Raw genomic sequence first — 18732 nt, forward strand, 5'->3', positions numbered from 1 at the left:
CTCTAATTCAAATTAATTAAGCGAATTGACTTCGCAAATGTTTTGCTTCAAATCATTATGATTGAAGACCCTACACATTTGATTCGTCGAAACTTTGTTCAGTTTTCAAAGGTCTACCTTAACCGTCACCTAAGTGACAGTTAACATTAATGATTATATCAGATGTCATTTTAGATGTCAATGATTAATTTCAATATTTTTCAAATTAGCTCATCGGTCATCCTCAACAGACAACTTTTATAATATATCATCTTGTTAAGAGCGAGTCAACATGTTTATTGAAATAAAAACAATTAATCAGATAAACAAATAACTTCTTGCATCTCTCAACAGGAACTATACTATACCTTCTTTTTATTTCTTCGTCAACAACAAATATGAAGAACTATTCATTTGTGCTTTGCTAATTCGAACATTAAATTTGAATTAGCAAATATAGTTAGCAAGTTTCAAAACAAAGTAAAAGAGTGCCCGCCGTTTTTTTGGCAAAAGCACTCATAAACTGAACAATTTATTTTTTAAATTATTTTACCCGAACCAAGAAGTAACGTTTCTTTCCGCGACGAACGATCACAAACTTGCCATCAAAGTGACTGCTTGGATCGATCTCTGCATCAACATCAGTTACCTTTTCACCATTAATATGGATAGCACCATTTTCAACATCTTGTCGTGCTTGACGACGTGATGGTTCAATCTTGGTGTCATCAACCAACCACAAAATGATATTCTTCTTTTCATTAGCTACTTCTACTGAAGGGACATCCTTGAAAGCTTGTTCAATTTCCTCAGTAGTTAAGTCAGCAACATCTCCAGAGAACAATGCCTTAGTAATCCGTTGAGCTTCGGCCAATCCTTCTTCGCCATGAACGAACTTAGTAACTTCTTCAGCTAAGCGCCGTTGAGCTTCTCGCTTCCATGGTTCTTTTTGAACTTTCTCGGCTAAATCATCAATTTCATCTTTAGATAAGAAGGTAAAGTATTTGAGGTATTTAACAACGTCACGATCATCCTGGTTAATCCAGAACTGGTAGAATTCGTATGGTGAAGTCTTCTTTGGATCAAGCCAAATAGCACCACCAGCAGTTTTCCCGAATTTTGTTCCGTCAGCCTTTAACATCAACGGAATGGTCAGCCCGTATACCTTTGCGTCCGGTCCTTCTACCTTATGAATCAAATCAATTCCGGCAGTAATATTCCCCCATTGGTCTGACCCACCAATTTCAAGCTGCACGCTATTATTTTGGTAAAGGTGCAGGAAGTCTACCGCTTGAAGAATTTGGTAAGTAAACTCAGTAAAGGAAATCCCTGAGTCAAGTCGACTTGCAACAACTTCCTTGTTTAGCATTGTATTAACGTTAAAGAGCTTCCCAAAATCACGTAAAAAGTCAATCATGGTAAAGTCCTTCAGCCAAGTATAGTTATCAACAATCGTAAAATTCTCAGTACTGAAAAGCTTCTTCATTTGTTCGGTAAGAGCCTTCTTATTGTGCTCTAACTGTGATTCAGTTTGAAGGGTCCGTTCTGTTTTCCGTCCAGATGGATCACCAATTGCACCAGTTCCACCACCAATAATAATAACTGGGTGATGCCCTGCTAACTGGAATCGTTTAAGAATCATGAAGGGAATTAAGTGGCCAATATGAAGACTATCCCCTGTCGGATCAGTTCCACAGTACAGACCAATGTTCTTGTTTTCAGTTAATTCCTTTAGTGCTTCTTTATCAGTGGTTTGGTTAATGGCACCACGCCACTCAAGTTCATCAATAATGCTCATCGTATTGCCTCCTATATCATGTTTCAGATCAAAAAATCCCCAACTCCATATTGAAGTCAGGGACGATTTACCGCGTTACCACCTTGAATTGCAACTACTAATCCAGTAATTGCCTCTCTAGTCGATAACGAGACGATCCGTTCAAAATTGAAAAGCTCCGTAAGTGTAATTCGTTAGCCAACCGCATTAAACTTTCAGCAACCGTTTAATCTCTAATCTACTAGTTGGCAAACTACTAAATTACATCAACGCCTTTATTATTGCCGTCATTGTACCTAGAGAGTTAGTACTTTGTCAAGATAAAAAGGAAGCCACCGAATCTATTTCTTTCGTGACTTCTCTTTAACTAACAATTATTTATTTTCTTGTTTCTTCTTATCCTGCTTTTGTTTAGCTTTCTTTACCTTTTTCTTTGGTGTATAAACTTCATGAACATAAGCTTCACCAGTTAATTCAGCAACTGGCTTAAACGTGTCAGCAAAGTCTTCATCCAAGTTAGCGGTTTTCTTTGCTTCTTCATAGTAAAGGGCCCCACTGGCAAAAATCACTGGCAAGTAAGCAGCAAAGCCAAGAATCATTAACAACAAGCCAATGTATATCAACGCGTAAGTGGCGGTATAAATACCCCAGTATGCTAAAGCACCAAAAATGACTTCCCAAACAACCATTGGGATAAAGATTACTACAAGCATGATCAATAGGTAGTTCCACTTGCGCCCGCCCATAAACCGTCGACTAGCAGTTAGGGCATGGCACATTGATTGACCAAGGAATTGTGGCTGACGATCACGGTAAAGGAAATTAGCTTGAGAATATTCAATTCCCTTCCATGCCATTACAATGTCGTTCAGTATCCGGCAAACAATTACTAATGCTTGGTTTTTAGCAACTAATCCGCCAATAATATCTAATGGCAAGCTCCACAGGAATACAAACAAGCCAGTGTAAAGAATGATCCGCCATAATTGATTCTTCCGCAAGTGTTTATAGTGCATCCATACTGAGCCAGCACTGACAATTTGTTCAGGGTGGCGAACCTTATCCTGATAAGTAAATTGTGCGGCCGTGGTAAAGAATGAATAGAAGAATGACAATGCCACTAAAATCACAATTGCAAGAAGCAATTCAAGCAAAGCCAATCCAATTGCAGCAGGTGATGCCATCCCGTACATAATCATCATGGCCATCCCCATTGAACTTAATATCCCCTGGGCAAAATAACCAACAATAAATGATAATGCGAGGAAAATAATCATCACTCCGCCAAGTGGCCACATTGAAGTTTGGTAATGTGGCTTAACTAGTTCCTTCAGATCATGAATGAACTGTTTTAAGGATAAATGATAACGTTTCTTCATTTAATACTCTCTCCAATTATTTCAGAATATATTTTTCATCATAACACAAAACGAACAAAGCTCAATTTTCATGGTGCTTTTTTCATAAAAAATTCAAAAAGTGCTCACCATCACAGTCAGCAAGCCGATTAATGATGGTCAGCACTCTAAATTATCTTCTATTAAAATCTTCGTCAAGATTCACCAAATTGCTACAGGAGTTATACCCTCAAATTAATCTTGCTCAATCGCTTCAAAATAAGGAAAACAATAATCCCTTCTAAAGGCCAAGTAATGACTTCTTTAGGCAATCGGATAAGCAAAAGCGCCCAGAATGTTTTTCCAGTACTTCCGGTATTTAAGCTCATAATGTAAAGCCAAAGCGTTGTAAAGATAACATTAGTTACTAAAATTTGGAAGAACTCATAAATTAGTGCCCGTTGCCAAGTAACTTTCTGGTTATACAGGAACATCCCCGCTAGTACACCAGAAACAAAGGCTGAGAAGGTAAATCCCGGAAAAAAGGCGGTTCCAGAATTAAGAATGGTGTTACTAATAATATCATTAACCACCATGGCCCAGCCACCAATCCACGGCCCTAAGTAATAACCAATCAAGGCCGTCGCAATAAAGCCAAAGCCAAATTTAAGAATTGTTGGATCACCAATTGAGATTTTCTCTAAAACAACCTCAAGAGCAATCAGCATTCCGGCAAGAGTTAGCCGCTTAGTAGTAAACCTCGGACCAGCAAAAGATAAAATTGATGACATCTCAATCCACTCCCTACTTAAAATTTATTCTGTTAGGGAACACATTGACAGGTGTCTCTGTGGTGAATGCGAAATTATCAAGCAGCTAATGCTTCCTTCCAGCGTTCACATTCCGTTCCGCTGGACAATAACTCGGTAATTCCTACCCTAACATCCAATAATATATCTCAATCACGGATAATATTCAATATATTTAGCAATATTATATGGAAAATACGCAATCATCAATTACAATCAATCGTCGTCGCTCGTATTTAACTTTATAAAGTAATAAAACACCGCGATTGATTCAAACTAAACCAATCGTGGTGGAATAAAATCTTAATTATATCTGACTAAAATTAATCGTTGAACTTTCCAGCACTCTTTAAAATTTCCTGAGCCTTTTCAAGGTAGTGGTGTTCAGCACGGAATGCCTTAATCTTACCGCCCTTACTCTCGTCTAAGCCGTCAAGTTGCTTTTCTAGTTCATCAAAGCCCTTCTTAAGATCTTTGATAACTGGTTCTTCATCTTCCATGTAAATGTAGTGATTCTCAGCAGGATCCTTATGTCCTTCACCTGCAACACGTTCGAGCTTATCGCTATCCTTGTCTACTTTTTGAGCGTGCTTAAGAATTGACTTGATATCCTTAATCGTTTCATGTTGAGCAGTACGATGCTTTTCGTTATCTACACTATCTTCAATCTTAGTTAAGTGTCCTTCAGCATCCGCAACCTTTTTAGCAATCCGATCTAATGCCTTTAATTGACGTTTTGCATAATCAGCCATAATAATAACCTCCTGATAAATATTTATTTACACTATTATTATATTTTTAATAATAGCGTTATGCAATTAATAGCACTTATTATTTTATGCTCATTGAAATAGTGATTAATATTTTTATCAGCATTTATTATATTAACTGAAAGATCGCACTTTGATTTTGTATCAAGGGGTTGTGACATAAGTCTTATTACTTAGATAAAACACGAACAGCGCAGTACACAAGTGAGCTCCAGTGTTCGGTAAGATCCGAACTCTGGAGCTCTATTTGTGCTTGCGGGGGCGTGAAGACGAAGTCATAAATGACTTCTGTCACGCTCCCCATTAAAAATATTTATTTTTAGTATTTTTCTTTGCTCAAAACGTTAAGCTTCTCGTCAAAGTCGTAGACAACTGGTTGACCAGTAGCCATTTCAAGGTTCATGATGTCATCATCAGAAATATTTTCGATGTACTTGCTCAAAGCACGAAGAGAATTACCGTGAGCTGCAATGATAACGTTCTTGCCATCAAGAAGCTTTGGAGCAATCTCATCTTGCCACAAAGGAATTACCCGTTCCAAGGTAACCTTTAAGTTTTCACCACCAGGAACTGTTCGTGGATCCAAGTTAGCGTAACGACGATCGTGTAATGCTGAACCTTCATCATCAGCAGTCAGCAATGGAGGTAAAACATCGTATGAACGACGCCAAATGTGAACTTGTTCATCACCGTACTTTTCAGCAGTAGCCTTCTTGTTAAGACCTTGTAAAGCACCATAGTGACGTTCGTTCAAGCGCCAAGTCTTGATTTCAGGAATCCAAAGTTGGTCACATTCTTCAAGAGCATAGTGCAATGTCTTGATCGCACGCTTCAATACTGAAGTGTATGCATAGTCAAATTGAATACCATGTTCCTTAAGGGCCTTACCAGCGTTCTTAGCTTGTTCAACACCCTTTTCGCTCAAATCAACATCAATCCAACCAGTGAACTTGTTAGCAAGGTTCCATTCACTTTGGCCGTGACGAATTAAAACTAGTTTTGCCATGTTTTAATGACCTCTTTCTTCTTAAAAATCGCTATACTACTATACAGCATTACCTAATCATTTTAATCCAAACATTGAAAAAATCCAATAGGTGAAGCAGTGATCTTGTGAAATTAATCGCGATTATCGTTTCATAATCCAGCCTTTGCACCAATATCATGACGATAAAAGCATTCCGGTTGGTTTAGCTTTTCTAAATACGTATAAACACGATCATGAGCTTCCTGAAGCGTTTCTGCTTGAGCAAGAACCATTAATAACCGTCCTCCCGCGCCTCGTAAATGACTAAGCGTCCCCGTCACATTAGCATAGTCAATTTCCACTTCGCTACTCTCAGGGAAGGAACCTAATTCTTGGTCATGAATTGGTTTCTGTGGGTAGCCTTGGGAGGCCAAAACAACACCAAAACTAGCGTCAGCGCTCTCATTAATCACCGGTAAAGGCTGATCATTAATTGCTGCATCAACAAGTTGATAAAGATCTGTATCTAAGCGTGGAAGAATCACCTGAGTTTCCGGATCACCAAGACGAACGTTATATTCGATCACCTTTGGTCCATCTGCAGTCAGCATCAGTCCAATATAAAGGACACCATGATAATGGTATTCACCCTTCACTAACCCATCAACCGTTGGCTTAACCACTTCATCAATCATTCGTTGGCGATCAGTTGCCGATAACTGTGGGAGCGGACTATATGCCCCCATTCCTCCAGTATTTGGGCCCCGGTCACCGTCATAGGCACGTTTATGATCTTGTGCCATTGGTAAGATCCGGTAATGACCATTGCTGATTACCACAAACATCGAATATTCAGGGCCATCCAAACATTCTTCGAGAACTATCCGGGCTTGGCCTGAAGCAAACATTTCTTTAATTGTTTGGACCGCAGCATTGTGATCCTGAGCAATTACAACTCCTTTGCCTCCAGCAAGACCATTTTCTTTAATAACAACCGGATAGCCAAATTGATCCACATGTTCAAGAATGGCCGTTTGGTCACGATAGGAAGCATGCTTAGCAGTTGGGACGCCATAATTATTCATAAAGTTCAAAGCGTAATCCTTTGATCCTTCTAATTGCGCTGCTCGAGCATCAGGACCAAAGATCTTCAATCCAGCTGCACGAAAGTCATCTACAATACCATCAACCAGGCAATCCTCAGGTCCCACAAACGTCCATTTAATATCATGATCCTTTGCAAATTTGATCAAACTGGCAAAGTCATTTTCGGCAATCGCCACTGGCTCAACACCCACGCTTGGCATCCCCACATTTCCCGGTGCACAGTAAACATGGTTGACATTAGCACTTTCCTTCAGCTTTTTGGCAATCGCAAATTCGCGACCTCCTTCGCCAATCACTAATAAATTAACTTTTTGCCCCATGATTTCCTCCTGAATTTGATGTTAGATAATCATTTTTGTTGCTGACTTGTGTTTGGGCAGCAGAGTCAAGATCTGCGCAGTAGCTGATTGACTTCTTTCATCAACAAGTTGATAGCAAGAAGTCTAATCAACCTTGCAGACGAAAACAAGTTTTCTGGTTCACCCCTTCACCGTGACCGCAATCTCCGCCTAACCTTCTACTGCAACATGGTCAAGATCTGCTTGCCAGGGACATGCTAGAGCTAACGCAAGTCCTCTGCTGGCTCGCACTCTAATAAACGTGCTCAGCCTAACCTTCCTCGAGCTAACAACCTCCACCTCCGACGACAAGACGTCGTTCGGTGGAGGAATCGTTAGCCACCGGAAGGTTTTAACGGCTTCGCACTCTAGTGTCTAAAATGCCTTACCCCGGTAGTAACCATGGCGATACCGTATTTGTTGGCCATCTCAATTGATTCTTGATCACGGATGGATCCGCCTGGTTGAACAACTGCTTTAATCCCGTGCTTACCAGCGTATTCAACACAATCACCGAACGGGAAGAATGCATCTGAAGCCATTACGGTTCGTTCATCAATATCATCCCCCGCGTGCTTAACAGCAATTTTGAGAGAATCAATCCGGTTCGGTTGGCCTTCACCAACGCCAAGCGTCCGTTCATCATTTGCGAGGACAATTGCATTTGATTTAGCATGTTTAACTGCCTTCCAGGCAAACATCAGTGTCTTTAATTGTTCTTCAGTTGGTTGAACATCAGTTACGCATTTCCAGTCGTGATAGTCTTCTTCGAGGGTATCCTGTTCTTGCATTAACATCCCACCCATTACAGAAACAACTTCATGCTTGGTTGGTTCATCCTTCTTACTGAAATCAAGACTGAGCAAACGAATATTTTTCTTCCTTGCCAAAATTTCGTACGCATCATCATCAAAACCTGGTGCAATCACGATTTCAAGGAAGATCTTGTGCATCTTTTGGGCAGTTGCTAAATCAACTTTTCGGTTTAACGCAATCACTCCACCGAAAATTGAAACAGTATCTGCAGCATAGGCACGATCCCAAGCTTGTTCTAGGTTCTCACCCCGACCAATACCACATGGGTTCATGTGTTTCATGGCAACGACTGTTGGTTCATCAAATTCCCGAATGCAACGAAGAGCTTCATCTGCATCCTTAATATTATTGTAGGAAAGTTTCTTTCCGTGAAGCTGCTTAGCAGACAAAATCGAGAATGATTTTGGTAGTGCATCTTGGTATAGCCAAGCTTTTTGGTGGCTATTTTCACCATAACGCATCGTTTCTTTCAAGTCCCACGTCAGAGTTAACTTTTCAGGATCTTCTAGGCCATTTTCTTTAGTTAGGTATTGAGAAATCAACGCGTCGTAAGCGGCAGTGTGGCGAAAGGCCTTGGCAGCTAACTTTGAACGGGTTTCTAATGTTGTCGTACCGTTTTCCTTAAGTTCACCTAATACCCGATCATAGTCGTTCCGGTCAACAACGATTGTAACGTCACGGTAATTCTTGGCTGCTGAACGAACCATGCTTGGACCACCAATATCAATATTTTCAATTGCATCCGCAAGCTTTACGTCTGGCTTTTCAATCGTCTCCTTAAATGGGTAGAGGTTTACACAGACAAGATCAATTGGCGTAATGTTAAGTTTTTCAAGAGTCTTCATATGTTCTGGTAATTCACGACGAGCCAGTAGCCCTCCATGAACATATGGGTTTAATGTTTTTACCCGACCATCCAGGATTTCAGGAAAATGAGTAACATCTTCAATACTGATCGTCTTAATTCCTGCATCGTCCAAAACTTTCTTTGTACCACCAGTAGAAACAATTTCAAAGTCGTTTTCTACCAGTCCCTTAACAAAGGGAATCAAATTTGTCTTATCAGATACGCTTACCAATGCTCGTTTCATAGGTTAATTCTCCTTCTCTAACTCTGTCAAAACTTGTTTTACTGCTTCGGGATATAACTGATGTTCAGTCTCATGAACCCGTTCTTCCAACGTTTCTACAGTATCGCTATGCAAAATCGGTACGTGCCGTTGGGCAATAATTGGTCCAGAATCTAACCCAGCATCGATATAGTGAACAGTTACCCCTGTCTGTTTTCGCTGGTCATTAAATGCCCGCTCAATTGAATGTAATCCTGGGTACTCTGGCAACCATGCCGGATGAAGGTTGATGATCCGATGATCATATTGGTCCAGGATTGTTGGACCAACTACCCTTAAGTAACCGGCCAAAGCAATAAAGTCAATTTGATACTTTTTCAACAACTGTAAAAGCTGTTCTTCGTACTCTTCCTTCCCACCACAGGATTTCACCGTGAAACTTTCGGCAGGAACATCAAGGCGCTGTGCCCGTTTCATTACCGGTGCATCTGGATGGTTGCAAAAGAGTAGCGATAATTCACCAGGAATATCACCGCTTTGAAAATGCTTTGCTAGCACTTCAAAGTTTGTTCCGTTCCCGGAAGCGAAAATGGCAACTCTCATTTTCAAATCTCACTTAATTTCAATCTTTTCAGCATTTTCAGGACGTTGACGCAGCTGACCAATTTGGTAACTTGCCTCGCCTGCTTCTTTTAACTTTTCTTGAACTCGTTCAACATTAGTAGGATCAACTGCCAACACTAAGCCAATCCCCATGTTGAATGTTTGGAAACAATCTGCCAGTGGTAACTGACCAAGCTGTTGTAAGTAATCAAAGACTGGCAATGTCGGCCACGACTTGTGATCGATTGCCGCCTGCAATTGATCATTAATCATTCGGGGAACATTCTCGATCAATCCGCCACCGGTAATATGACTTACCCCTTTAATCATTTTTTGATGAATTAAAGGAAGCACCTGACGGACATAAATCCGGGTTGGTTTTAAAATGGCCTCGCCAACCGTTTCACCATGAAGAGCTTCTGGTTTCTCGTCAAGTTGAACATCATGATCCTTAAAAAGGATCTGACGAACAAGGGAAAAGCCGTTCGAGTGGATCCCACTAGATGGTAATCCCAGAAGGACATCCCCCACTTGTGGTTGAGCCGTGGTTAGAAGTTCTTCTTTCTCTACGGCTCCAGTCACCGTTCCCGCTAAATCGTATTCATCTTCCGCGTACATATCCGGCATTTCAGCCGTTTCACCACCAATTAACGCCGCACCGGCATCACGACATCCCGCAGCAACACCGCTGACAATCTCTGCCATTTTTTCAGGCTGGTTATGACCGGTAGCAATGTAGTCCAAGAAAAATAATGGTTCCGCCCCTTGAGCCAGGACGTCATTAGCACACATCGCAACCACGTCAATACCAATTGTGTCATGTTTCCCCATTTGTTGAGCAATCATGAGTTTGGTCCCAACGCCATCCGTCCCCGAAACAAGAACCGGATGTTTCATGTGTAACCCTCCCAAGTCAAACATCCCACCGAAACTGCCAATACCACTAATGACACCTGGGCGATCAGTTGATTTAACAGCCGCTTTAATCCGCTTAACTAATTCGTATCCGGCATTTACATTAACACCGGCTTCTTGATAGCGATTCATGATCCCAGTTCCTTTCGTGCCCGTTTTTCTTGTTCATTTAGTGACTTCAAGTATCCTTCTTCATAATCGTAAAGCGGGGTTGGGTAATCGCCATTAAAGTAAGCTACCGTTAAGCCCCCATATGGTGCATCCCCCGCATCTGGAATATTGATTGCTTTAATCAAATTCTCAATACTCAGGAAGTGAAGGGAATCAGCACCGATCAATTCCTTCATTGTTGAAATCGAATAATGAGCTGCCATTAACTCTGATCGCGTTGAAATGTCAATCCCGTAAAAACACGGAAATTTAAATGGCGGCGAAGCAATCAGCATATGGACTTCTTTTGCTCCCGCATGGCGAAGCATTTTAATAATCTGTTTAGAAGTGGTTCCCCGAACAAGCGAATCATCGACTACAATTACTCGTTTACCAGCAACAACCCCGCGAACGGCAGATAGTTTTAGATGAACGCCCTGTTCACGAAGGGCCTGCGTTGGCTGGATGAATGTCCGAGCAACATATTGGCTCTTAATTAAACCCATTTCGTACGGTAACCCGGACTCTTCCGCATAACCTGACGCTGCAGATAGCGATGAGTTAGGAACGCCGATAACCATATCTGCTTCAATCGGGTATTGCTTTGCCAGTAACCTTCCCATCTGTTTACGGGCGTTATGAACTGTTACGCCGTGGATAATTGAATCAGGGCGAGCAAAGTAAATATATTCCATTGAGCAAATTGCCAATTGAGTATCCGTTGTGTAGTGATCTATATGGAGCCCATCGCGATCAATTACAATCAGTTCTCCTGGTTGAACATCTCGAATAAATTTAGCGTTAACAATGTCTAAGGCACACGTTTCACTAGCCACTACGTAAGCACCATTTTCTAATTGACCAATACATAAAGGACGGATTCCGTTTGGATCTAGTGCTGCAATTAACCTGTCTTTTTGTAGCAAGAGAAAGGCAAAGCCTCCATGGACAATGTTCAAGCTCTTTTTTAAAGCCGGAAGAAACCCTGCTTTAATATATTTTCGAATTAGATGAATCAGAATTTCAGTATCGGAATCTGATTGAAAAACTGCGCCATCATCCTCAAGTTGACGTCGTAATGTAACGGCATTAGTTAAATTCCCGTTATGGGCTAACGCAACGTCACCATCGTGGAAGTGGAATAAAAAGGGTTGGACATTGGCGATTGAATTATGACCACTCGTACCATAACGGACATGACCAATTGCTGCGTCACCAACTAGTCGTTTTAATTCATTCGGGTTAGCGAATACCTTGGCTAAAAGCCCCCGATCACGATGCTGGTAAAGTTCTTTTGAATCGGTCGAAACGATTCCGGCACCTTCCTGACCACGATGTTGAAGAGTATGGAGGCCATAGTATGTTAACTGACTTGCATCTTGAGCGCCAAAGATACCAAAGACACCACATTCTTCATTTAATCCTTTGATTTCAGCTGGCATGGGATCGCCTCCTCCCACAATTTTTGTAGTTCAGCAACGTTTTGATTGATCTCAGCATCTTGTAAGTGCGCTTCAAGCCAATGGGTATTAGTGATTTCCCCAACTAGCAGTGCATCCGCGCCCATCATTTTTTCAAAAGCAGCCGTCTTGGCAGTAGGGACTGTTACAACAAACCGTCCCGGAGTTTCGCTAAATAGTTGAGCAGCTGTCAGGTGACGAATATCAATATTCATCCCCAAATCAGTCTTAAATAACGTTTCCGCAAGGCCAACTCCAAGACCACCTTCGCTTAGATCATGAGCACTTGCAACATTTCCCTGCTGCATTGCGGTAAGAAGACGCATCATGTAGTCATGAACGTGTTCCATATCAAATGAGTTAAGGACACCATTAATATCACCGGTAAGCATCTTTTGAATTTCTGTACCCGCAAAGTCATTCCCGGTTTTGCCAACAAGGTATACCTTGTCGCCAGCATGCTGAACAAATGATGGAATAACATGTTGAATATCCTTAATTAGCCCAACCATCCCAACCATTGGTGTTGGGTGAATGGCTTTTCCATTATTCTCGTTATATAGCGAAACGTTCCCTGAAATAACCGGCGTATCAAATACCCGGCAAGCATCAGCCATTCCCTTAACAGATTGGTGGAGCTCCCAGAAAATTTCAGGATCATTTGGGTCACCATAGTTCAAACAGTCGGTAATTCCTAATGGCTCGGCACCGCTAGCCACAATGTTAGCTGCCGCCTCAACAAGGGCGATTTGACCCCCAATTTCTGGGCTCAAGTAGACGAAGCGGCCGTTCCCATCGGTTGTCATCGAAAGGCCTTTATGGGTTCCGCGAACACGTAAAACACCGGCATCGCTTCCGGGACCAACCACCGTGCTTGTCCGTACCTGCGAGTCATATTGTTGATAAAAAATACTCTTATCCGCGATTGTTGATTGCTGAAGAAGACTCCGTAATGTCTGTTCAGCATCATCAATAGTTGGTACCCAGGCGGTTTGCTTTTCTGCTGCTGAAATCCGTGCTGGTTTCTTTTCTTCACTAGCTTCTTCCAATACATCATCAGTCAAACTAGAAACAGGAATATTGCAGACTTCTTGCCCATCATGGTAGAGAACGTAATCGTGGCCGGCAGTAATCCGACCAATCGTCACTGCTTCTAAGTCATAAAAGTCAAAGATCTTTTTAACGTCTTCTTCATGGCCTTTATTTACACAGAGGAGCATCCGTTCTTGAGATTCACTTAACATAATTTCGTAAGCTGACATATTTGGTTCACGTTGAGGAACGAGGTCAAGGTTTAACTCCATGCCGCTTTGTCCTTCAGATGCCATTTCGGCACTTGAAGAAACAATTCCAGCTGCTCCCATATCCTGAATACCAACTAGCCAGTCAGGGTGCTTAGTGATTACTTCCAGACAAGCTTCTAAAAGGAGTTTTTCCATGAAAGGATCACCAACTTGAACCGCAGACCGCTGGGTAGCATTCTCATCACTAAAATCAGCAGATGCAAAGGTTGCCCCATGAATTCCATCACGACCGGTTTGGGCGCCGACATACATTACCGCATTACCAATTCCAGCCGCCTTCCCTTTCTGAAGATCCTTCTGGTCCATCAAACCCACACTCATCGCATTACATAAAAGATTTCCTTGGTAGCACGGGTCAAAAGTCGTTTCACCGGCAATTGTTGGGATTCCCATACAGTTACCGTAATCACCAATTCCCCGTACTGTTCCATCAACCTTCATTCGCATTTTGGGATCAGTTAGTTCACCAAAATGGAGAGAATCAAGTGAGGCAACTGGTCGAGCACCCATACTGAAAATGTCACGAAGAATTCCCCCAACCCCGGTAGCAGCACCTTGGTATGGCTCTACCGTAGTTGGGTGGTTATGACTCTCCGCCTTAAAAACTACCGCTTGACCGTCATCAATATCAATAACTCCTGCACCTTCACCAGGGCCTTGTAAAACACGGGAATTTTTATTCGGAAAAAGTCTTAAAACAGGTTTTGATTTTTTATAAGAGCAGTGTTCACTCCACATTGCGGAAAATAATCCGGTTTCGGTATAGTTTGGCAATCTGCCAAGAAGCTTTTCGCTAATGTAGTTATATTCATCTTCGCTCAGACTCCAGTCAAGGTATGGCTTTTGTTTTTTAATTTCTTCAGGGGTCATTGCCTGTTCCATTGTCTATTCCTCCACCTTTACGTTTCCATTTGCCAGTAATGATTTGAATAACCGCAGTCCGTCAGTATTACCAAGAAGCGCTTCAACAGCTCGCTCTGGGTGAGGCATCATTCCCAAAACATTCCCCCGTTTATTAGTAATTCCAGCGATGTTCCGTAGACTGCCGTTCGGGTTTTCTTCAGCATAGCGAAAAACAACCTGGTGATTCTTTTCAAGGCGGTCAAGCGTCTCTTCATCTGCGAAGTAGCTTCCGTCAGCATGAGCAATCGGTAAAGCAATTCGTTCGTGCTTTTCATATTGCCGAGTAAAGTTCGTTTCGTTATTAACCACTTCCAAGGGAACGGTTTTGCAGACGAATTTTTGACTGTCATTTCGTTTTAGTGCCCCAGGAAGAAGGCCAACTTCTGTTAAAATCTGAAAGCCATTGCAGGTTCCAAAGACTAGTTTCCCTTCTTCTGCCATCTTGATAACTGCCGGCATAATATTAGTAAAGCGAGCAATTGCCCCCGCTCTTAAGTAATCACCATAGGAGAAGCCTCCTGGTAACATCACCGCATCAAAACCCGCTAAACTCTTTTCTCGATGTGAAACATATTCCACATCAGCATGACAAACAGAGTGGAGTGCTTCATAGAGGTCAATATCACAGTTAGAACCAGGAAAAACAATCACCGCGATCTTCATTTAATCTTCCTCCATCACTTGGTACTTATAGGTTTCCATATTGAAGTTAACTAGAAGTTGATCCGCAATCTCCTCAATTGTTTTTTCAACTACTTTCCCAGTTCCCTCAACAGTTACATCGAAGAATTTACCAACCTGAACATCCTTCACTTCATCATGGCCCAAAGTATGAATTGCATCTTTAATAGTCTCCCCTTGAGGATCGAAAACCGATTGCTTATAGGTAACGAAAATTCGTACTTTTGTCATTTACTTATCCTCCGCAATAACATCTGTCAACCGCGCTAATACTTGGTCATAGGTTTGGGTTAAATCAGCTAACTTCCGCCGATAAACATCCTTATCCATGTGCTGATCAGTCTTAATATCCCACAACCGGCAATTATCAGGTGAGAATTCATCTGCCAGGATAATCTCGCCATTACTTAATCGACCGAACTCTAACTTAAAGTCAACTAGTTGCATTCCTGCTTTTTCAAAAAGCGGTGTCAACAGACCGTTAACTTCTCGACAAATGCTCCACATTTTTTCGAGTTCGGCATGGGTAGCAATTTCCAACGCAATCGTTGCCGATTCGTTAATAAATGGGTCATCTAATTCATCATTCTTATAAAAAGTTTCCTCAACCGGTTCTGGAAGCTTCTTTCCTTCATCTAGGCCATACCGACTAGCAAAGTGTCCCGCAACCACATTTCGGGTAACAAATTCTAGGGGAAACATCGAACATTTCTTAACCAAGTCCTCATTAGCTGACAATTTTTTGATAAAGTGAGTCTCAATCCCATGCTTGATCAAATATTGAAAAACCAAGCTAGAAATGGCATTAGCAGCCTCACCTTTCCCAGCAAAGTGCTCTTTCTTTTTCCCGTTCAGCGCAGTCGCTTGGTCCATATATACAACCCGCAATACTTCCGGATCGTCTGTTTGCCACATTTGTTTTGCTTTTCCGGTATAAAGTAACTTTTCCATTTCTAACCAAGGCTCCTTTTTTGTAAAAGACGAACTTTAAAAAGACTATTTAAGATTTTATTCGTTAAAATCTGTCATTAATATACTCTCGGCGATAGTAAATTGTCAATACAATTTACTAACTTTATATCTATTTTTCTTAATATAGTTCGTGTTTAACACTGCTTTTTTATAAAATTAACCTAATTCACCTCGCCGTCCATCGTTAATCATCCCCAAATAAATATTTTAAATTTCTCAAGATAATTATTGACTTTTTGAAAATTAAGATTAAACTAATAAACGATTAAATTATGATTAGGCTTTGAAGAGAAGAGTAGTACCGCGTCGTTTCTACAGAGAGTCCTTACTTGGTGAAAAAGGATATTCGGCAATAGTATGAAGATGAGCTCTGAGTCATCTAACTTGGTCGTTCCCGGCTAGGTTAGACGGATAGCAACCGTTACATTGCGGAGTATTCACGTCTTATAATGAGTACTTAACGAGGTTGTTATTGCAAGATAACAATAAACTCAGGGTGGTACCGCGAAAGCTTTCGTCCCATAGTTCTATTTGAACAACTGGGATGAAAGCTTTTTTTATTAAAATCTAATCTCCCCTAATCACATCACCTAAGAAAGGAGAATCAGTAATGACAGCAAATGAAAAAAATGGTTTCTTGCTCAGCAGCGGTCACTGGCAAAATCATTACCTCAACAATCCAGTATCAATCGTGGTGGTTAACCTAATGCCAACCAAGGAGACAACCGAACGTCAATTTCTTGAAAGTTTCAATAGGTTAACTCAAGATGTTGAACTTACCTTTCTTTATCCAGCAACTCACCATTTTAAAAGTGTTTCTTTCTCAACGATCACTAAGGCTTACGTTAGCTTAGCAGAAATTGAGAATTACTCGTTCGACGGCTTAATCATTACTGGTGCTCCCGTTGAACAGCTCGCTTTTCAGCAAGTTGATTATTGGGAAGAATTTCGCACAATCTGTGACTGGGCAGAACGCCATACCAAGCAAAGTTTGCTAGAATGCTGGGCTGCTCTTGGTGGTCTCTATAATGACTATCAAATTAATAAGCACCAGTTACCACGGAAAATTTTCGGGATCTATCAAGCAACAGAAATCAACAGGTGTAATCAATTAGCGGAGCACCTTACTAACCAGCAATTAGTCATTCCCCAATCACGCCACTCCAATCCCAACATTGATCCGAAGAGTCTTCCTGATGATCTTCAAATTGTTGCCGAAAATAATGAGATTGGTCCTTTAATCTATCACTCTCCCGGCAAACACCGTACTTACATTACAGGCCATCCGGAATATGAAGCAGATACGCTGGCACAGGAATATTACCGTGATCTAAAAAAGCGGTTGCCTATTCAGGAACCGCATAATTACTTCACTAACCGAAACACCGGTGAAATTAAATATTCATGGCAAAAATCAAGTACACAAATCTATCAAAATTGGTTAGACACATTTACACAACAGAAAGTAGGTACATTAGTATGAGTAATCAAGAACAATCACCAAAATACCATTTCGAAACCCTCCAAGTTCATGCTGGTCAAACCGTAGACGAGACCGGTGCTCGCGCGGTGCCAATTTACCAAACAACTTCTTACGTCTTCAAAGACGCTAAACAAGCCGCTGACCGATTCTCCTTAAAGGAACCCGGAAATATTTATACCCGGTTAACAAACCCGACCACTGATGTTGTTGACCGTCGAGTAGCTGCATTAGAGAACGGGACAGCTGGAATCACTTTGGCAACTGGTTCAGCAGCAATCACTGCCGCCATCCTAAACATTGCCCAACAAGGCGATGAAATTGTTTCCGCAAGTACGATTTACGGTGGAACTTATAACCTCTTTGCCGTTACCCTTCCTAAATTAGGAATTAAAACTCGCTTTGTCGATCCTGACGATCCAGCAAACTTTGAAAAACAGATTAATGAGCATACTAAAGCCCTGTATGTCGAAAGTATTGGGAATCCCGGAATTAACCTAGTTGACTTTAAGGCGATCGCTAAAATCGCCCATCAGCACGGAATTCTCTTCATCGTTGACAATACTTTTGGAACTCCCTACCTCGTTAAGCCGCTTGACCTTGGTGCAGACATTGTTGTTCATTCCGCAACTAAATTTATCGGTGGTCACGGGACAACGATGGGTGGTGTCATTGTAGAAAACGGGAAGTTTGATTACCGAGCAAGCGGTCGTTATCCCGGCTTTACCACGCCGAATGCGCAATATGATGGTCTTATTTTTGCCGACCTCGCTCCAGCGGCATTTACAACTAAGGTTCGTGCCGAAACAGCACGGGATCTTGGGGCAACAATCAGCCCATTCAACTCCTTCCTTCTCCTTCAAGGGCTCGAATCACTCTCACTCCGGGTTGAACGCCACGTTGCCAATACCCGGAAGATTGTCAACTTCCTAAACAATCATCCAAAAGTTGCTTGGATCAACTACCCAGAATTAGCAGATAGTCCATATAAGCCATTAGCAAATGAATACTTTCCTCATGGTGTCGGCTCAATTTTCACCCTTGGTCTCAAAGGCGGCGAGGAAGCCGGCAAGGAACTTATCAGCAACCTCAAGCTCTTCTCACTATTAGCAAACGTTGCCGATGCCAAGTCACTGATTATTCATCCGGCCTCAACAACTCATGCTCAATTAAGCCCTGAAGAATTAAAGGCCGCTGGCGTGACTCCCGATCTCATTCGGGTTTCCGTGGGAATTGAAAACGCGGATGATCTGATTGTGGATCTCGACCAAGCACTAGCAAAGATTTAACCAAG

Annotated in this window: 16 protein-coding genes, 1 riboswitch and 2 other annotated features; of the genes, 2 read left to right on the plus strand and 14 right to left on the minus strand. The window is 41.7% G+C overall.

Annotated elements, in window-relative coordinates; genetic code table 11:
• Positions 1–523: 523 nt before the first annotated feature.
• From tyrS to purC, 14 genes are all read right to left on the minus strand, one after another.
• A complete protein-coding gene (gene tyrS, locus HUK45_RS05550) occupies positions 524–1777 on the minus strand; it encodes a tyrosine--tRNA ligase (RefSeq protein ID WP_191911475.1) in 1254 nt (417 codons plus the stop codon).
• Positions 1778–1832: 55 nt separating this feature from the next.
• Positions 1833–2035 (minus strand) — a binding site (T-box leader).
• Between the two features lie 95 nt (positions 2036–2130).
• On the minus strand, positions 2131–3135 hold the full coding sequence (locus tag HUK45_RS05555) for a hypothetical protein (RefSeq protein WP_191911476.1): 1005 nt from the start codon (positions 3133–3135) through the stop codon (positions 2131–2133).
• 200 nt (positions 3136–3335) lie between these two features.
• Positions 3336–3884, minus strand: coding sequence for a folate family ECF transporter S component (locus HUK45_RS05560; protein ID WP_191911477.1), 549 nt, complete (start codon positions 3882–3884; stop codon positions 3336–3338).
• A 58-nt stretch (positions 3885–3942) separates the two neighbouring features.
• Positions 3943–4036, minus strand: a riboswitch (THF riboswitch).
• Between the two features lie 189 nt (positions 4037–4225).
• Positions 4226–4654 (minus strand): hypothetical protein, encoded by a 429-nt coding sequence (locus tag HUK45_RS05565; RefSeq protein ID WP_191911478.1) that lies wholly within the window; start codon positions 4652–4654, stop codon positions 4226–4228.
• A 337-nt stretch (positions 4655–4991) separates the two neighbouring features.
• Positions 4992–5678, minus strand: a complete 687-nt coding sequence (locus tag HUK45_RS05570; protein ID WP_191911479.1) for a 2,3-diphosphoglycerate-dependent phosphoglycerate mutase — start codon at positions 5676–5678, stop codon at positions 4992–4994.
• 131 nt (positions 5679–5809) lie between these two features.
• Complete coding sequence (gene purD, locus HUK45_RS05575) at positions 5810–7066, minus strand: phosphoribosylamine--glycine ligase (RefSeq protein ID WP_191911480.1); 1257 nt, start codon at positions 7064–7066, stop codon at positions 5810–5812.
• 386 nt (positions 7067–7452) lie between these two features.
• On the minus strand, positions 7453–8991 hold the full coding sequence (gene purH, locus HUK45_RS05580; protein ID WP_235972038.1) for a bifunctional phosphoribosylaminoimidazolecarboxamide formyltransferase/IMP cyclohydrolase: 1539 nt from the start codon (positions 8989–8991) through the stop codon (positions 7453–7455).
• 3 nt (positions 8992–8994) lie between these two features.
• Positions 8995–9573, minus strand: coding sequence for a phosphoribosylglycinamide formyltransferase (purN, locus tag HUK45_RS09570; RefSeq protein WP_235972040.1), 579 nt, complete (start codon positions 9571–9573; stop codon positions 8995–8997).
• Between the two features lie 9 nt (positions 9574–9582).
• Entirely contained in the window at positions 9583–10620 is a 1038-nt protein-coding gene (gene purM / locus HUK45_RS05585) for a phosphoribosylformylglycinamidine cyclo-ligase (protein ID WP_191911481.1), read from the minus strand.
• Entirely contained in the window at positions 10617–12080 is a 1464-nt protein-coding gene (purF, locus tag HUK45_RS05590) for an amidophosphoribosyltransferase (RefSeq protein WP_191911482.1), read from the minus strand. The genes purM and purF overlap by 4 nt, the downstream gene beginning before the upstream one ends.
• On the minus strand, positions 12056–14284 hold the full coding sequence (gene purL, locus HUK45_RS05595) for a phosphoribosylformylglycinamidine synthase subunit PurL (RefSeq protein ID WP_191911483.1): 2229 nt from the start codon (positions 14282–14284) through the stop codon (positions 12056–12058). Before purL ends, purF begins: the two co-directional genes overlap by 25 nt.
• A gap of 3 nt (positions 14285–14287) precedes the next feature.
• Entirely contained in the window at positions 14288–14968 is a 681-nt protein-coding gene (purQ, locus tag HUK45_RS05600) for a phosphoribosylformylglycinamidine synthase subunit PurQ (RefSeq protein WP_191911484.1), read from the minus strand.
• Entirely contained in the window at positions 14969–15217 is a 249-nt protein-coding gene (gene purS / locus HUK45_RS05605; RefSeq protein WP_191911485.1) for a phosphoribosylformylglycinamidine synthase subunit PurS, read from the minus strand.
• On the minus strand, positions 15218–15937 hold the full coding sequence (gene purC, locus HUK45_RS05610; protein WP_191911486.1) for a phosphoribosylaminoimidazolesuccinocarboxamide synthase: 720 nt from the start codon (positions 15935–15937) through the stop codon (positions 15218–15220).
• A 295-nt stretch (positions 15938–16232) separates the two neighbouring features.
• Positions 16233–16483, plus strand: a binding site (T-box leader).
• An 85-nt stretch (positions 16484–16568) separates the two neighbouring features.
• Here purC and HUK45_RS05615 point away from each other — a divergent pair.
• Together HUK45_RS05615 and HUK45_RS05620 are read left to right on the plus strand one after the other, a co-directional pair.
• Positions 16569–17441 carry a homoserine O-acetyltransferase/O-succinyltransferase family protein gene (locus tag HUK45_RS05615; protein WP_191911487.1) on the plus strand — a complete coding sequence of 291 codons (873 nt, stop codon included), beginning with the start codon at positions 16569–16571 and terminating at the stop codon, positions 17439–17441.
• A complete protein-coding gene (locus tag HUK45_RS05620) occupies positions 17438–18727 on the plus strand; it encodes an O-acetylhomoserine aminocarboxypropyltransferase/cysteine synthase family protein (protein WP_191911488.1) in 1290 nt (429 codons plus the stop codon). Before HUK45_RS05615 ends, HUK45_RS05620 begins: the two co-directional genes overlap by 4 nt.
• The last annotated feature ends 5 nt before the right edge of the window (positions 18728–18732 follow it).

It is taken from the genome of Limosilactobacillus urinaemulieris, from assembly GCF_014838745.1.
In the GTDB taxonomy this organism is placed as follows: domain Bacteria; phylum Bacillota; class Bacilli; order Lactobacillales; family Lactobacillaceae; genus Limosilactobacillus; species Limosilactobacillus urinaemulieris.

What these genes read in the sequence shown, in the direction of transcription:
- HUK45_RS05570 (WP_191911479.1), bottom strand. Translation starts at nt 5,678, where the DNA reads ATGGCAAAACTAGTTTTAATTCGTCACGGCCAAAGTGAATGGAACCTT.
- HUK45_RS05560 (WP_191911477.1), bottom strand. Translation starts at nt 3,884, where the DNA reads ATGTCATCAATTTTATCTTTTGCTGGTCCGAGGTTTACTACTAAGCGG.
- purQ (WP_191911484.1), bottom strand. Translation starts at nt 14,968, where the DNA reads ATGAAGATCGCGGTGATTGTTTTTCCTGGTTCTAACTGTGATATTGAC.
- HUK45_RS05620 (WP_191911488.1), top strand. Translation starts at nt 17,438, where the DNA reads ATGAGTAATCAAGAACAATCACCAAAATACCATTTCGAAACCCTCCAA.
- HUK45_RS05615 (WP_191911487.1), top strand. Translation starts at nt 16,569, where the DNA reads ATGACAGCAAATGAAAAAAATGGTTTCTTGCTCAGCAGCGGTCACTGG.
- tyrS (WP_191911475.1), bottom strand. Translation starts at nt 1,777, where the DNA reads ATGAGCATTATTGATGAACTTGAGTGGCGTGGTGCCATTAACCAAACC.
- purC (WP_191911486.1), bottom strand. Translation starts at nt 15,937, where the DNA reads ATGGAAAAGTTACTTTATACCGGAAAAGCAAAACAAATGTGGCAAACA.
- purN (WP_235972040.1), bottom strand. Translation starts at nt 9,573, where the DNA reads ATGAGAGTTGCCATTTTCGCTTCCGGGAACGGAACAAACTTTGAAGTG.
- purS (WP_191911485.1), bottom strand. Translation starts at nt 15,217, where the DNA reads ATGACAAAAGTACGAATTTTCGTTACCTATAAGCAATCGGTTTTCGAT.
- purH (WP_235972038.1), bottom strand. Translation starts at nt 8,991, where the DNA reads ATGAAACGAGCATTGGTAAGCGTATCTGATAAGACAAATTTGATTCCC.
- purM (WP_191911481.1), bottom strand. Translation starts at nt 10,620, where the DNA reads ATGAATCGCTATCAAGAAGCCGGTGTTAATGTAAATGCCGGATACGAA.
- purD (WP_191911480.1), bottom strand. Translation starts at nt 7,066, where the DNA reads ATGGGGCAAAAAGTTAATTTATTAGTGATTGGCGAAGGAGGTCGCGAA.
- HUK45_RS05565 (WP_191911478.1), bottom strand. Translation starts at nt 4,654, where the DNA reads ATGGCTGATTATGCAAAACGTCAATTAAAGGCATTAGATCGGATTGCT.
- purF (WP_191911482.1), bottom strand. Translation starts at nt 12,080, where the DNA reads ATGCCAGCTGAAATCAAAGGATTAAATGAAGAATGTGGTGTCTTTGGT.
- purL (WP_191911483.1), bottom strand. Translation starts at nt 14,284, where the DNA reads ATGGAACAGGCAATGACCCCTGAAGAAATTAAAAAACAAAAGCCATAC.
- HUK45_RS05555 (WP_191911476.1), bottom strand. Translation starts at nt 3,135, where the DNA reads ATGAAGAAACGTTATCATTTATCCTTAAAACAGTTCATTCATGATCTG.